Genomic DNA, 14,803 nt, shown 5'->3' with positions numbered 1-14,803 from the left:
CGGGGGGCGGTGATCGACGCGTACGAGGACCCCGGCACGCCCGACAGCCGCGGTCCCGCCCGGTATCTGTGGTGGCTGGTGCGCAGCCAGCCGGGCCGGTCGGCCGTGGCGGCGCTGCTCGGGATCCTGTCGCTGGCGCTGCCCGCGGTGGTGCCGTACCTGCTGGCCCGCGCGGTCGACGACGGCCTGGAACCCGGTGACCGGGGCGCGCTGGTCGGCTGGTCGGCGGCCGTGCTGGCGGCCGGGGGGCTCAACGCCTGGCTGAACATCGCCCGGCACCGCACGATGACCCGGGTGCGCATGGACGCCAACTTCCGCACGGTCAAGGTGGTGGTGGGGCAGGCGGTCCGGCTCGGCGCGTCGCTGCGCCGGCAGGTCGCGGCCGGCGAGGTCGTCACGATCGGCGTGGGCGACGTGCAGACCGTCGCCACCGCCCTGACCGTGATCGGGCCGGGCGTCGGCGCGGTCGTCGGGTACGCCGTCGTCGCCGCGCTGCTGCTCGCGGTGTCCCCGCTGCTGGCCGCCGTGGTGCTGATCGGTGTGCCCGTGATCGGTGTCCTGGCCGGGCCGTTGATGGGCCGCCTGCAGAGCACCGAGACGGCGTACCGGGAACGGCAGGGCGCGCTGACCGCACGCATCGGCGACCTGGCCGGCGGGCTGCGGGTGCTGGGCGGCCTCGGCGGCAAGGAACTGGTCGCCGAGGCGTTCCGCCGCGACTCGCGGCGACTGCGCGCCGAGGGGTACCGGGTCGGCGCGGTGACCAGCTGGATCCAGGCGCTGGGCCTCGGTCTGCCGACGGTGTTCCTGGCCGTGGTCACCTGGCTCGCGGCCCGGCTGGTGGCCCAGGGGCAGATCACCGTCGGCGAGTTGGTGTCCGTGTACGGCTATGTCGCGGTGCTGGTGGTGCCGGTGGCGTACTTCCTGGAGTTCGGCCAGCAGGTCGGCCGGGGGCTGGTGGCCGCGCGCCGGGTCGTGCGGTTCCTGCGGCTGGGCCCGCTGGACGGCGGCGGGGCGTGCGACGCCCCGGCCGAGCCGTCCGTGCTGCACGACCCGGAGTCGGGCGTGCGGGTGCCGCCGGGGCGGCTGACCGCGCTCGCCTGCGAACGGCCCGCCGACGCGGCGGAGATCGTCGACCGGCTCGGCCGGTACACGCCGTCGGACACGACCTGGGGCGGGGTACGGCTGGACGAGATCGCGCTCGCCCGGGTGCGGGAGCGGATCCTGGTCGCGGACCACGAGGCCGACCTGTTCGCGGGCACCCTGCGCGAGGTGGTGCTCGGGCGCCGGACCGACGCCGACGACACGGCCGTCGCGCGCGCCGTGCGTGCCGCCGTGGCCGACGACGTCGTGCGGGGACTGCCGGACGGGCTCGACTCGCGGATCGACGCCCAGGGCCGGAACCTGTCGGGCGGTCAGCAGCAGCGGGTACGGCTGGCGCGGGCGCTGCTGGCCGACCCCGAGGTGCTGCTCGCCGTGGAGCCGACGTCCGCGCTCGACGCGCACACCGAGGCGGCGGTGGCGCGGCGGCTGCGGGACGCGCGCGCGGGCCGTACGACCGTCGTCACCACCACCTCGCCGCTGGTGCTGGACCGGGCGGACACCGTGTACTTCCTGGTCGACGGCAAGGTCGCGGCCGGCGGGACCCACGAGGGGCTGCTGGCGTACGAGCCCGGGTACCGCGCGCTGGTGGCGCGGGACGCCGACGACGAGGCCGACGCGGACGCCGGAGAGGCCGAGGAGGCCGTGCGATGACGTCGGGGACCGCCACTACGGCCTCGGAGACCGCTGCGCCGGACCGCGCGGGCCGGTTGCCCGTCGCCGGGCCCGCCGAGGTGCGGCGGGCCATGGCGGGGCTGATCCGGGCCGACGGACGGGCCTTCGCCGCCGTACTGGCGCTGAACGCGCTGGCCGCCGCGGTGGGTCTGGCCGGTCCGTGGCTGCTGGGGCTGATCGTCAACGAGGTCCGTGCGGGCGGCGGCGTCGAGGTCGTCGACCGGCTGGCGCTCGCGCTCGTCGGGTGCGCGCTCGCGCAGTTGCTGCTGTCGCGGTGGGCGCGCTACGCCGGGCACCGGTTCGGGGAGCGGACGCTGGCGCGGATCCGGGAGGGGTTCGTCGACCGGGCGCTGTCGCTGCCCGCGTCGGTGGTGGAGCGGGCCGGGACGGGCGATCTGACCGCCCGCGGCACCGCCGACGTCACCGCCGTCGGGACCACCTTGCGGGACGCCGGTCCGGAGCTGCTCATCGCCACCTTGCAGGTGCTGTTCCTGTTCGGCGCGGTCGTCGCGCTGGACCCCCTGCTGGGCGCCTGCGCGCTGCTCGGCTGGCTCGGCATCTGGTTCCCGATGCGCTGGTACCTGCGCCGGGCGCGCTCCGCCTACCTCGCCGAGGGCGCGGCCACCTCGGACGTCGCGGAGGTCCTCGCGGCGACCGCGGCCGGCGCCCGCACGATCGAGGCGTTCGGGCTCCACGAGCGCCGGATCGCCGCGAGCCGGGACGCGCTGGAGGAGGCGCGGCGCACCCGGCTGCACACCCTGCGGCTGCGCAGCGTGTTCTTCCCGGCCGCGGACGTCGCCTACGCCTTGCCGGTGGTGGGTGTCCTGCTGGTCGGGGGCTTCCTGCACGAGCGGGGGGCGCTGACCCTGGGAGCGGTGGTGGCCGCCGCGCTGTATCTGCGGCAGGTCACCGAGCCGCTGGACGTGATCCTGATCCGGGTCGAGCAGCTGCAGATGAGCAACGCCTCCTTCGCCCGGGTGGAGGGACTGGCGCTGGCGCCCCGCACGGCCGCGGGCGACTCGCCCGACCCGGACGGCGACCGCATCGACGTGACCGGCGTGCGCTACGCCTACGACCGGGGCGGCGAGGTCCTGCGGGGCGTCGACCTGACGATCCGGCCCGGGGAGCGGCTGGCGGTCGTCGGTCCGTCCGGCGCGGGCAAGTCCACGCTGGGCAGGCTGCTGGCCGGAGTCGACGCGCCGAGCGCGGGCAGCGTGACGGTGGGCGGGGTGCCGGTCGCCGGTCTGGGTCCGGAGCGGCTGCGCCGCCAGGTCGTGCTGGTGACGCAGGAGCACCACGTCTTCCTGGGCACGGTCCGCGACAACCTGCTGATCGCCGAACCGGCCGCGACGGACGAGCAGTTGTGTGCGGCGCTCGCCGCGGTCGGCGCGGACGCCTGGGTGCGCGAACTGCCCGCCGGCCTCGACACCGAACTGGGAGCGGGGGCCTGCCGCACCGACGGCTCGCAGGCCCAGCAACTGGCGCTCGCCCGCGTGGTCCTCGCCGACCCGCACACCCTGATCCTCGACGAGGCCACCGCGCTGCTCGACCCGGCGACGGCCCGGCACACCGAGCACGCCCTGGCCGCGGTCCTCGCGGGCCGTACGGTCATCGCCGTCGCGCACCGGCTGCACACCGCGCACGACGCGGACCGGGTGGCCGTGATGGAGTCCGGGCGGATCAGCGAACTGGGCACGCACGAGGAGTTGGTGGCGGCGGGCGGTGCCTACGCACGGCTGTGGCGGACGTGGCACGGGGATCCGGCCGGGTAGCGGCACGGAGATCCGGCCGGGCAGCGGCACGGGGAGCCGGCCGGGCAGAAGCGTCTCGTTCGTATACCGAACGCGAACTCCCGGACAACGAACGATTTCCGGCCATAGTTTTGACGCGCCCCTGACAAGTCAGGGCGCGCGGTGCCACGCTTCTCACGGCCACTCCACAGCAACCCCACCTCCGCGTCGCTGTGTTGACCGCGTGGCCGCCTGCACCTGGTTTCGCGTTCTGCCCGGACGGCCCTCTCGCCGACCGGATCTCCCCTGGCCGCGTGATGCGCGGCCACGCAGAAGGAGTCAGTGTTGAGAAGCAGTTCCTCATCGAGCAACGGTTCCTCCCACAGACGCACCCCCCGCGTTGCGGCCGTCGCCCTGGCAGGCGTCGCCGCGTTCCTCGCCGCCGCCGTGCAGTCCGGCGCCGCGGCGGCCACCCCGGAGCAGGCCCCGTCGGCATCGGCGCAGGCCGACCCGGGCTCCCTGCCGGTCAAGCTCACCCCGGCCCAGCGCGCGGCGCTGATCCGTGAGGCCGACGCCGCACAGGCGGACACCGCACGGGAGCTGGGCCTGGGCGCCCGGGAGAAGCTCCTGGTCCGGGACGTCGTCAAGGACGCCGACGGCACGGTCCACACCCGCTACGAGCGGACGTACGCCGGCCTGCCGGTCCTCGGCGGCGACCTGGTCGTCGAGACGTCGAACTCCGGCGCCACCCGCAGCGTCACCAAGGCGACCCGCGCCACCGTCGAGGTGCCCTCGCTGACACCCGCGGTCGCCGAGGAGAGCGCCGAGCGGCAGGCGCTGCGCGCCGCCCGCGCCGAGGACGCCAAGAGCCCCGCCGTCAGCCGCGAGCCCCGCAAGGTCGTCTGGGCCGCGGGCGGGGAGCCGGTCCTCGCCTACGAGACGGTCGTCGGCGGCCTCCAGCACGACGGCACCCCGCAGGAACTGCACGTCGTCACCGACGCCACCACCGGAGAGAAGCTCTTCGAGTGGGAGGCGGTGAGGAACGGCACCGGGCACACGGTGTACAGCGGCACGGTCCCGCTCACCACGACGCAGTCCGGCTCGACGTACAACCTCACCGACGGCGCACGCGGCAACCACCGCACCTACAACCTCAACCGCGGCACGTCCGGCACCGGCACGCTCTTTTCCGGCCCGGACGACGTCTGGGGCAACGGCAGCCCGTCCAACCTGGAGTCGGCCGGCGCCGACGCCCACTACGGGGCCGCGCTGACCTGGGACTACTACAAGAACGTGCACGGCCGCAGCGGCATCCGCGGCGACGGCGTCGGCGCCTACTCCCGGGTGCACTACGGCAACAACTACGTCAACGCGTTCTGGTCCGACAGCTGCTTCTGCATGACGTACGGCGACGGCTCGGGCAACGCCAACCCGCTCGTCTCGATCGATGTGGCCGCACACGAGATGACGCACGGCCTGACGTCGGCGACCGCGAAGCTCGTCTACAGCGGCGAGTCCGGCGGCCTGAACGAGGCGACCTCCGACATCCTCGGCGCGGCCGTCGAGTTCCACGCGAACAACGCCTCCGACGTCGGTGACTACCTCATCGGCGAGGAGATCGACATCAACGGCGACGGCACACCGCTGCGCTACATGGACCAGCCGAGCAAGGACGGCGCGTCGAAGGACAACTGGTACTCGGGCATCGGCTCCATCGACGTGCACTACTCCTCCGGCCCCGCGAACCACTTCTTCTACCTGCTGAGCGAGGGCAGCGGCGCCAAGACGATCAACGGCGTCAGCTACAACTCGCCGACCGCGGACGGGCTGCCGGTCACCGGCATCGGCCGGGCGAAGGCGGAGCAGATCTGGTTCAAGGCGCTCACCACGAAGTTCACCTCCACCACCAACTACGCGGGCGCCCGCACCGGCACGCTGGCGGTCGCCGGCGAGCTGTACGGCACGACGAGCGCCGAGTACAAGGCGGTGCAGGACGCGTGGGCGGGCGTCGCGGTCGGTTCGCGCCCCGGCGGCCCGGGCGGCGGCACGTCCTTCGAGAACACCGCCGACGTGTCGATCCCGGACAACGGGGCGGCCGTGACCTCCTCCATCACCGTGTCCGGGCGGGCGGGCAACGCCCCGTCGAACCTCCAGGTGGGCGTGGACATCGTGCACACCTGGCGCGGTGACCTGGTGATCGACCTGCTGGCCCCGGACGGGACGGCGTACCGCCTGAAGAACTTCAGCTCCTCGGACTCGGCGGACAACGTCAACACCACCTACACCGTCAACGCCTCCTCGGAACTTGCCAACGGCACCTGGCGGCTGCGGGTCCAGGACCAGGCGGCACAGGACACCGGCTACATCAACGGCTGGAAGCTGACGTTCCCGTAAGCCGCGGCGTCGGCCGGCCTCACGTCGACGGCGGCACCCGGCGGGACGGTCCCGCCGGGTGCCGCCCTACTCTTGGCCGCATGTCGTTCACGTACGAGGATGTCGGCGGGACCCGCGAGGCGGGTTTCTGCCCGCCCGGCTTCCACGCCCTGCACGTGCGGGCCCGCATCGGCGAGGGCGAGCGGGTGTTCCACCGGGCCGCCGAGGCGGTGTGCACCTGGGAGATGCACCGCGCCACGGGCATGGGCGTCGAGGCCACCGCGGACCGCGCCGCCCCCGGCGTCGACGTCACCGTCACCCTCGCCGGGCTGATCAAGGCGCCGTGCCGGGTCGTCTGGACGGTGTCCGAGTACCGCCGCGCGGGCTGGGCCTACGGCACCCTGACCGGCCACCCCGAGTGCGGCGAGGAGGCTTTCGTGGTGGAGCGCACCGGCGACGGCACGGTGTGGCTGACGGTGTCGGCGTTCAGCCGGCCCGCCAAGTGGTACGCCCGGGCGGGCGGACCGGCCAACCGGGGCTTGCAGGCGGCGTTCGCGCGCAGGTGCGGGGCGGCCGTGCGCCGACTGTGCGCGGACGCCGCCGAGTGGTGACCACGGCGGACCGGTACGCGCGTGCGGGTCACTCCGGGAGAGTGAGCGGCTCGTCCCGGAGGAGGACCTGCTCGGCGTAGTCGAGGGCGAGAGCCGGTCCGGAGCGGGGCCTTGCGTCCCGCCCCGACCGGGGCCGGACCCTAGCGCAACAGCACCCCCGCCCCCTCCACCACATCTCCCGTCGGCACCGCCACCAGCCCCAGCTCCGCGCTCGTCGCCAGCAGCCGGTGGGCGGGCAGGATGCGCACCGTGTAGCCGTAGGGTCCCGTCCGGTCCAGGGACAGCGGGCCCTCGTACACCCACCGCCCCTCCAGGTCCGGTCCGCCCGCCGATTTCAGGGGGACCGTCGTGGCGTCGGCGATGCGGTCCTCGGAGTCGACGCGGCCGGAGACCGCCTGGACCTCCACGTCGTCCGGGGCGAGGTCGCCGAGGGCGACGCGGACGCGGAGGGTGAGGGTCGAGCCGAGTTCGGCGGTCGCCCTGGTGGCCGAGGTCTCCACGTGGTCGACCCGCACGCCGTGCCACGACCGGCGCACCCGGGCCTTCCACCCGGCCAGTTCGCGCGCCGCGTCCGGGTCCATCGCGCGATGGGCGCGGGCGGCGGGAGCGTACAGCCGTTCGACGTACTCGCCGACCATGCGGCCCGCCAGGACCTTGGGCCCGAGCAGCGTCAGCGTCTGACGGACCATCTCGATCCAGCGGTCGGGCAGGCCGCCCGGCCCGCGCTCGTAGAAGCGGGGGGTGATCCGCTGTTCGAGCAGGTCGTACAGTGCCGCCGCCTCGATGTCGTCGCGGCGGTCGGCGTCGGTGCCCGCCCCGTCCGCCGTCGGGATCGCCCAGCCGAAGTCGGGCTGGAACCACTCGTCCCACCAGCCGTCCAGCACGGACACGTTGAGGCAGCCGTTGAGCGCCGCCTTCATGCCGCTGGTGCCGCAGGCCTCCAGGGGGCGCAGGGGGTTGTTCAGCCAGATGTCGCAGCCGGGGTAGAGCTTCTGCGCCATCGCCATGCCGTAGTCGGGCAGGAACACGATCCGGTGCCGCACCCGCGGATCGTCGGCGAACCGCACCAGTTCCTGGATGAGCCGCTTGCCGCCGTCGTCCGCCGGGTGCGCCTTGCCCGCGACGACGATCTGCACCGGCCGCTCGGGGTGCAGCAGCAGGTCCATCAGCCGGTCGCGGTCGCGCAGCATCAGCGTCAGCCGCTTGTACGACGGGACGCGCCGCGCGAACCCGATGGTGAGGACGTCCGGGTCGAGCACGCCGTCGATCCAGCCCAGCTCGGCCGTCCCGGCCCCGCGCTGCCGCCAGGAGGCCCGCAGCCGTTGGCGCACCTCGGTCACCAACTGCTCGCGCAGGTCGCGGCGCAGCTCCCAGATGTCCTGGTCGGGGATGTCGGCGACGGCGTCCCAGCGGTCCTCGCCGGCGCCGGTGAAGGCGTCCTCCGCGCGCTGGGCGCCGACCTGCCGGGCGCCGAGCCGGAACACCTCGGGCGCGATCCAGGTCGGGGCGTGCACACCGTTGGTGACGGAGGTGATCGGCACCTCGTCGGCGTCGAATCCCGGCCAGAGCCCGGAGAACATCTCGCGGCTGACGTTGCCGTGCAGCAGCGAGACGCCGTTGGCGCGCTGGGCCAGGCGCAGCCCCATCACGGCCATGTTGAACAGGTTGGGCTCGCCGCCCGGGTACGTCTCCATGCCGAGCCGGAGGATGCGCTCGACGTCGATGCGCGGGAGTTCCGCGTCCGGTCCGAAGTGCCGGGCGACCAGTTCCCGGTCGAACCGGTCGATGCCGGCCGGGACGGGCGTGTGGGTGGTGAAGACGGTACCGGCGCGGACGGCTTCCAGCCCGGCGTCGAAGTCGAGCCCGGCGTCGCACAGTTCGGCGATGCGTTCGAGCCCCAGGAACCCGGCGTGTCCCTCGTTGGTGTGGAAGACCTCCGGCTCGGGATGCCCGGTGAGCCGGCAGTACGTCCGCACGGCCCGCACACCTCCTATTCCGAGCAGCATCTCCTGCAACAGCCGGTGCTCGCTGCCGCCGCCGTACAGCCGGTCGGTGACGCCCCGCTCGCCGAGGTCGTTCTCCTCGACGTCCGAGTCGAGCATCAGCAGCGGCACCCGGCCGACCTGGGCCAGCCAGATCCGGGCGCGCAGGTGCCGGCCGCCGGGCAGGGCGAGGTTCACCTGGGCGGGTGTGTCGTCCTCCTCCTTGAGCAGCACGACGGGCAGCTCGTTGGGGTCGAGGACGGGGTAGTGCTCCTGCTGCCAGCCGTCCCGGGAGAGGGTCTGTCGGAAGTATCCGTGCCGGTAGAGCAGCCCCACCCCGATCAGCGGTACGCCGAGGTCGCTGGCCGCCTTGAGATGGTCCCCGGCGAGGATGCCGAGGCCGCCGGAGTACTGCGGCAGGGCCGCCGTGATGCCGAACTCCGGCGAGAAGTAGGCGACGGCGGTGGGCAGGTCACCGGACTGCGCCTGGTACCAGCGCTCCCCGGTGACGTAGTCGGCCAGGTCGTCGGCGACGGTGGTCAGCCGGCGCAGGAAGCGGCGGTCCTCGGTCAGCTCGGCGAGCCGCGCGGGAGGGACGCTGCCCAGCAGCCGCACCGGGTCGCCGCCCGACGCGGCCCACCGCTCCGGATCGACGGACTGGAACAGCTCGCGCGTCTCCGTGTGCCAGGACCAGCGCAGATTCCGCGCCAGGTCACTCAGCGGCCGAAGGGGTTCGGGGAGAACGGGTCGGACGGTGAATCGACGGATCGCCTTCACATTCCACCTCGTCAGCGTGCGGAGAAGGACGCACAGCGGTGTGCGTCCCGTCGTCGGAGTCGACGGTAGTGGCTACCCGGCGTCGCCGTGGCCGACTCCGGGCGCGGCCCTGAAACGACGTTCTTCCGACCCGCATGGGCGATATGGCCGATTCCGCCCGCACACGCGTCCTTGTGGTGGTTCACACCCGCGCGAGACGCTGCCGACCGGCGTGCCGCGCCCGCGTGGCCGGGCGGTGGCGCCGAGTCGAGGAGGGGACACGCAGACCATGGCACGGACGCGAGCACGGCGTCTGCGCCGGGTGGGGGGCCTGACCGCGGTGACGTGCGCCGTGGTCGTCTCGGCCGGTATCCCGCCCGCGCAGGCCGCGCCCGAGGGGCGGATCGTCGGGGCCGGAGCACCCGGTTCCGTCGGCGGGAGTTATGTGGTGACGCTCAAGGGCGGAACGACGGCCTCGTCGGCGGCCGGGAGGATCGCCGGGGAGTACGGGGCGAGAATCAGCCATATTTACGGCACCGCGCTGAACGGGTTCGCGGTACGGGCCGACGCCGGACAGGCCGCGCGGCTGGCGGCCGATCCGCGCGTCGCCTCCGTCGTCCAGGACACCCGCGTGGCCGTCGAGGACACCCGGAGGAACCCGCCGTCCTGGGGGCTGGACCGCGTCGACCAGCGGCATCTGCCGCTCGACCGGCGCTACGTCGCCCCCGACTCGGCGGGCAGGGGGGTCACGGTGTACGTCATCGACACCGGAATCCGGATCAGTCACCGGGAGTTCGGGGGACGGGCCGGTCACGGCTGGGACTTCGTCGGCCGGGACAAGTCCGCAGGTGACGGCAACGGGCACGGCACCCATGTCGCCGCCACCGTCGCCGGCGCGACCCTCGGCGTCGCCAGGAAGGCCAGGGTGGTCTCCGTCCGCGTGCTGGACAGCGCCGGCGGCGGTACGACCGCGCGGGTCATCGCCGGGATCGACTGGGTGACCAGGCACGCCCGCAAGCCGGCCGTCGCCAACCTCAGCCTGGGCGGTCCGTACAACGCCCAACTGGACGCCGCCGTACGCGCCTCCATCGCCTCCGGCGTGACGTACACCGTCGCCGCGGGCAACGACGGCCTCCCGGCCGGGCCGCGCTCCCCGGCGGGCGTCGGGGAGGCGATCACCGTCGGCGCCACGGACCGCACGGACACCCGGCCGTCCTTCTCCAACCACGGCCCGGCGCTGGACCTCTTCGCCCCGGGCGTGTCGATCACCTCGGCCTCGCACCGCGGCGACACCGCCAGGGCCACCTTCTCCGGTACGTCGATGGCGTCGCCGCACGTCGCGGGTGCCGCCGCGCTCCATCTGGCCGACCGGCCGAAGGCCACACCGGCGCAGGTCTCCAGGGCGCTGGTGGCGGGCGCGGTCTCCGGGAAGGTCTTCGGGCGGGGCCCCGGTTCACCGAACAAACTTCTTCAAGTACCCCGGTCGTAGCGACGCGTTGAAGACCTGGTGCGAGCATCGGCTCCGTTCGTCCGGAACGGGGCCGGTTGTGTGTGTAGACATACACGTGAGTAGTTAACAAAGTGCCGGATTGCCCACCCGAATAGGGTGGGAAGGCTCCTGCGGTACGCCCCACAGGCACACCCGCGCACGACCCACCTCCCCACAGCCATCCGCCCACCCACGTTGACGCGGAACGGAGCGGTGATGCCCGCAACGCACCACTCGTCAGCACCCCCGACAACCAGCACCGACAGCACCGAAGCACGTCCCTTGCGCCCGGTCGACGCCGGTTCGCGGGCCCCGGAGCCACCCTCCGCGGGCGACGTCACCACCGTTGGGCGCATACCGGTCCTCGACGTCCGCCCGGTCGTCCAGCGCGGGCGCCGGCCCGCGAAGGCGGTCACCGGCGAGACGTTCGAGATCTCGGCCACCGTGTTCCGCGAGGGCCATGACGCGGTCGCCGCCAACCTCGTGCTGAGGGATCCGGACGGCCTGCCCGGCCCCTGGACACCGATGCGCGAACTCGCCCCGGGAACCGACCGCTGGGGCGCCACCGTCACCGCCGGCCGGCCCGGCCTGTGGACGTACACCGTGGAGGCGTGGGGTGACCCGGTCACCACCTGGCGCCAGCACGCCCGGATCAAGATCCCGGCGGGGATCGACACGGACCTGGTCCTGGAGGAGGGCGCCCGGCTGTACGAGCGCGCCGCCGAAGGGACGCGGGACGGCGAGCGGTCCGTGCTGCTCACCGCCGTCGCCGCACTGCGCGACGAGACCCGCCCCGCCGCCTCCCGGCTGGCCGCCGCGTTGACGCCGGAGGTGGACGCGGTGCTGTCGCGGTGTCCGCTGCGGGAGTTGGTGACCGCGTCCGAGCCGCTGCCGCTGCTGGTGGAGCGGGAGCGGGCCCTGTTCGGCTCCTGGTACGAGTTCTTCCCCCGCTCGGAGGGCACACCCGAGCGCCCGCACGGCACGTTCCGCACCGCCGCCCGGCGGCTGCCGGCGATCGCGGCGATGGGCTTCGACGTCGTCTACCTGCCCCCGATCCACCCGATCGGCACCACCTTCCGCAAGGGCCGCAACAACACCCTGTCCGCCGGCCCCGACGACGTCGGCGTGCCCTGGGCGATCGGCTCCCCCGAGGGCGGCCACGACACCGTCCACCCCGACCTGGGCACCCTGGAGGACTTCGACTGGTTCGTCGCCCGCGCCCACGACAACGGCCTGGAGATCGCGCTCGACTTCGCCCTGCAGTGCTCCCCGGACCACCCGTGGGTGGACAAGCACCCCCAGTGGTTCCACCACCGCCCCGACGGCTCCGTCGCCCACGCGGAGAACCCGCCGAAGAAGTACCAGGACATCTACCCCATCGCCTTCGACCGCGACATGGACGGCCTGGTCGCCGAGACGCTGCGGGTGCTGCGGCACTGGATGGCCCACGGCGTGCGGATCTTCCGCGTGGACAACCCGCACACCAAACCGGTCGTGTTCTGGGAGCGGGTCATCGCCGACGTGGGCCGCACCGACCCGGACGTCGTCTTCCTGGCCGAGGCGTTCACCCGCCCGGCGATGATGCACACCCTGGCGCAGATCGGCTTCCAGCAGTCGTACACGTACTTCACCTGGCGCAACACCAAGCAGGAGCTGACGGAGTACCTTACCGAGCTGTCGGGCGAGGCCGCGAGCTACATGCGGCCGAACTTCTTCGTCAACACCCCCGACATCCTGCACGCCTACCTCCAGCACGGCGGCCGGCCCGCCTTCGAGGCCCGCGCCGTCCTCGCCGCCACCCTCTCCCCCACCTGGGGCGTCTACTCCGGCTACGAACTGTGCGAGAACACCCCCCTCAGGGAGGGCAGCGAGGAGTACCACGACTCGGAGAAGTACCAGCTCAAACCCCGCGACTGGGACGACCCGAACAGCATCGCCCCCCTCATCACACGGCTGAACGCGATCCGCCGGCAGAGCCCGGCGCTGCGGCAGTTGCGGGACCTGCGCTTCCACCACGCCGACAAGGAAGCGGTGATCGCCTACTCGAAGCGGTCGGGATCGAACACGGTTCTGGTGGTCGTCAACCTCGACCCCCACCACACCCAGGAGGCCACGGTCTCGTTGGACATGCCGCAACTCGGCCTGGACTGGCACGAGTCGGTGCCGGTGCGCGACGAGCTCACCGGCGAGACCTATCACTGGGGCAGGGCCAACTATGTGCGCCTGGAACCCGGCCACCGGCCGGCGCACATCCTCACCGTCCTGCGACCGTCCACCCCGCAGATCGGAGGGTCACCCACAACATGATCGTCAACGAGCCCGTGCAGGACACCTTCGAGGACACGCCCGCCAAGGACCGCGACCCCGACTGGTTCAAGCGTGCCGTGTTCTACGAAGTCCTCGTCCGCTCCTTCCAGGACAGCAACGGCGACGGCGTCGGCGACCTCAAGGGCCTGACCGCCAAGCTCGACTACCTCCAGTGGCTGGGCGTCGACTGCCTCTGGCTCCCGCCCTTCTTCAAGTCCCCGCTGCGCGACGGCGGCTACGACGTGTCCGACTACACCGCCGTCCTGCCCGAGTTCGGCGACCTCGCCGACTTCGTGGAGTTCGTCGACGCCGCCCACCAGCGCGGCATGCGCGTCATCATCGACTTCGTCATGAACCACACCAGCGACCAGCACCCGTGGTTCCAGGAGTCGAGACGAGACCCCGACGGCCCCTACGGCGACTACTACATGTGGGCCGACGACGACAAGCAGTACCAGGACGCCCGAATCATCTTCGTCGACACGGAAGTCTCCAACTGGACCTTCGACCCGGTCCGCAAGCAGTACTTCTTCCACCGGTTCTTCTCCCACCAGCCGGACCTCAACTACGAGAACCCGGCCGTGCAGGAGGAGATCCTCTCGGCGCTGCGCTTCTGGCTGGACCTGGGCATCGACGGCTTCCGCCTGGACGCCGTGCCCTACCTGTACGCGGAGGAGGGCACCAACTGCGAAAACCTTCCGGCAACCCACGAGTTCCTGAAGCGGGTGCGCAAGGAGATCGACGCCCACTACCCGGACACGGTGCTGCTGGCCGAGGCCAACCAGTGGCCCGAGGACGTCGTCGACTACTTCGGCGACTACTCCTCCGGCGGCGACGAATGCCACATGGCGTTCCACTTCCCCGTCATGCCGCGCATCTTCATGGCCGTGCGGCGGGAATCCCGCTACCCGGTCTCGGAGATCCTCGCCAAGACCCCGGCGATTCCCTCGGGCTGTCAGTGGGGCATCTTCCTGCGCAACCACGACGAGCTCACGCTCGAGATGGTCACCGACGAAGAGCGCGACTACATGTACGCGGAGTACGCCAAGGACCCGCGCATGCGCGCCAACATCGGGATCAGGCGCCGGCTGGCCCCGCTGCTGGACAACGACCGCAACCAGATCGAGCTGTTCACCGCCCTGCTGATGTCGCTGCCCGGCAGCCCGATCCTCTACTACGGCGACGAGATCGGCATGGGCGACAACATCTGGCTCGGCGACCGCGACGCGGTGCGCACGCCGATGCAGTGGACGCCGGACCGCAACGCGGGCTTCTCGTCGTCCGACCCGGGCCGCCTGTTCCTTCCGGCCATCATGGACCCGGTCTACGGCTACCAGGTCACCAACGTCGAGGCGTCCATGGCGTCGCCCTCGTCGCTGCTGCACTGGACCCGCCGGATGATCGAGATCCGCAAGCAGAACCCCGCCTTCGGGCTCGGCTCGTACACCGAACTCCAGTCCTCCAACCCGGCCGTACTGGCGTTCCTGCGGGAGCACGGCGACGACCTCGTGCTGTGCGTGCACAACTTCTCCCGCTTCCCGCAGCCGACCGAACTCGACCTGCGCGCCTTCAACGGCCGTCATCCGGTCGAGCTGATCGGCGGGGTGCGCTTTCCCGCCATCGGCGAACTGCCGTACCTGCTCACCCTCGCGGGGCACGGCTTCTACTGGTTCCGGCTCCGCAAGGACGCCGCCTAGAAGGTCCGGGGCGGGGCGGTTTCTCCCGTCCCGCCCGGGGCACGCATCAGTAACACCCCGTCCGCCCGCGTGAGCCGGCACCGGC

The 14,803-nt window shown here is 72.6% G+C and carries 8 protein-coding genes; 7 read left to right on the top strand and 1 reads right to left on the bottom strand.

Annotated elements, in window-relative coordinates; translation table 11 throughout:
• Window positions 1-9: 9 nt before the first annotated feature.
• The 4 genes from IPT68_RS25835 to IPT68_RS25820 all read left to right on the top strand — a co-directional run bounded on the left by IPT68_RS25835 (window position 10) and on the right by IPT68_RS25820 (window position 6,487).
• A complete protein-coding gene (locus IPT68_RS25835) occupies window positions 10-1,752 on the top strand; it encodes an ABC transporter transmembrane domain-containing protein (protein WP_189701182.1) in 1,743 nt (580 codons plus the stop codon).
• A complete protein-coding gene (locus IPT68_RS25830) occupies window positions 1,749-3,545 on the top strand; it encodes an ABC transporter ATP-binding protein (RefSeq protein ID WP_189701183.1) in 1,797 nt (598 codons plus the stop codon). The genes IPT68_RS25835 and IPT68_RS25830 overlap by 4 nt, the downstream gene beginning before the upstream one ends.
• A 303-nt stretch (window positions 3,546-3,848) precedes the next feature.
• Complete coding sequence (locus IPT68_RS25825) at window positions 3,849-5,897, top strand: M4 family metallopeptidase (protein ID WP_189701184.1); 2,049 nt, start codon at window positions 3,849-3,851, stop codon at window positions 5,895-5,897.
• An 80-nt stretch (window positions 5,898-5,977) separates the two neighbouring features.
• Window positions 5,978-6,487, top strand: coding sequence for a DUF1990 domain-containing protein (locus tag IPT68_RS25820; protein ID WP_189701185.1), 510 nt, complete (start codon window positions 5,978-5,980; stop codon window positions 6,485-6,487).
• 140 nt (window positions 6,488-6,627) lie between these two features.
• Here the strand turns inward: IPT68_RS25820 and IPT68_RS25815 are convergent, their stop codons facing one another.
• The gene (locus IPT68_RS25815) at window positions 6,628-9,246 is read right to left on the bottom strand and encodes a glycosyltransferase family 1 protein (protein ID WP_189701186.1); all 2,619 of its coding nucleotides are present in this window, start codon (window positions 9,244-9,246) and stop codon (window positions 6,628-6,630) included.
• 268 nt (window positions 9,247-9,514) lie between these two features.
• Between IPT68_RS25815 and IPT68_RS25810 the strand changes: the two genes are divergently transcribed.
• The 3 genes from IPT68_RS25810 to treS all read left to right on the top strand — a co-directional run bounded on the left by IPT68_RS25810 (window position 9,515) and on the right by treS (window position 14,718).
• Entirely contained in the window at window positions 9,515-10,714 is a 1,200-nt protein-coding gene (locus IPT68_RS25810) for a S8 family peptidase (RefSeq protein ID WP_189701187.1), read from the top strand.
• A gap of 216 nt (window positions 10,715-10,930) precedes the next feature.
• Complete coding sequence (locus tag IPT68_RS25805; RefSeq protein ID WP_194074011.1) at window positions 10,931-13,021, top strand: alpha-1,4-glucan--maltose-1-phosphate maltosyltransferase; 2,091 nt, start codon at window positions 10,931-10,933, stop codon at window positions 13,019-13,021.
• Window positions 13,018-14,718: a maltose alpha-D-glucosyltransferase gene (gene treS, locus IPT68_RS25800; protein WP_194074010.1), complete on the top strand. Its 1,701-nt coding sequence runs from the start codon at window positions 13,018-13,020 to the stop codon at window positions 14,716-14,718. The genes IPT68_RS25805 and treS overlap by 4 nt, the downstream gene beginning before the upstream one ends.
• The last annotated feature ends 85 nt before the right edge of the window (window positions 14,719-14,803 follow it).

The organism is Streptomyces chromofuscus, from assembly GCF_015160875.1.
Lineage (GTDB): Bacteria > Actinomycetota > Actinomycetes > Streptomycetales > Streptomycetaceae > Streptomyces > Streptomyces chromofuscus.
The sequence above is the reverse complement of the archived record's forward strand: the minus strand, read 5'-3'. Positions and strand labels throughout refer to the sequence as shown.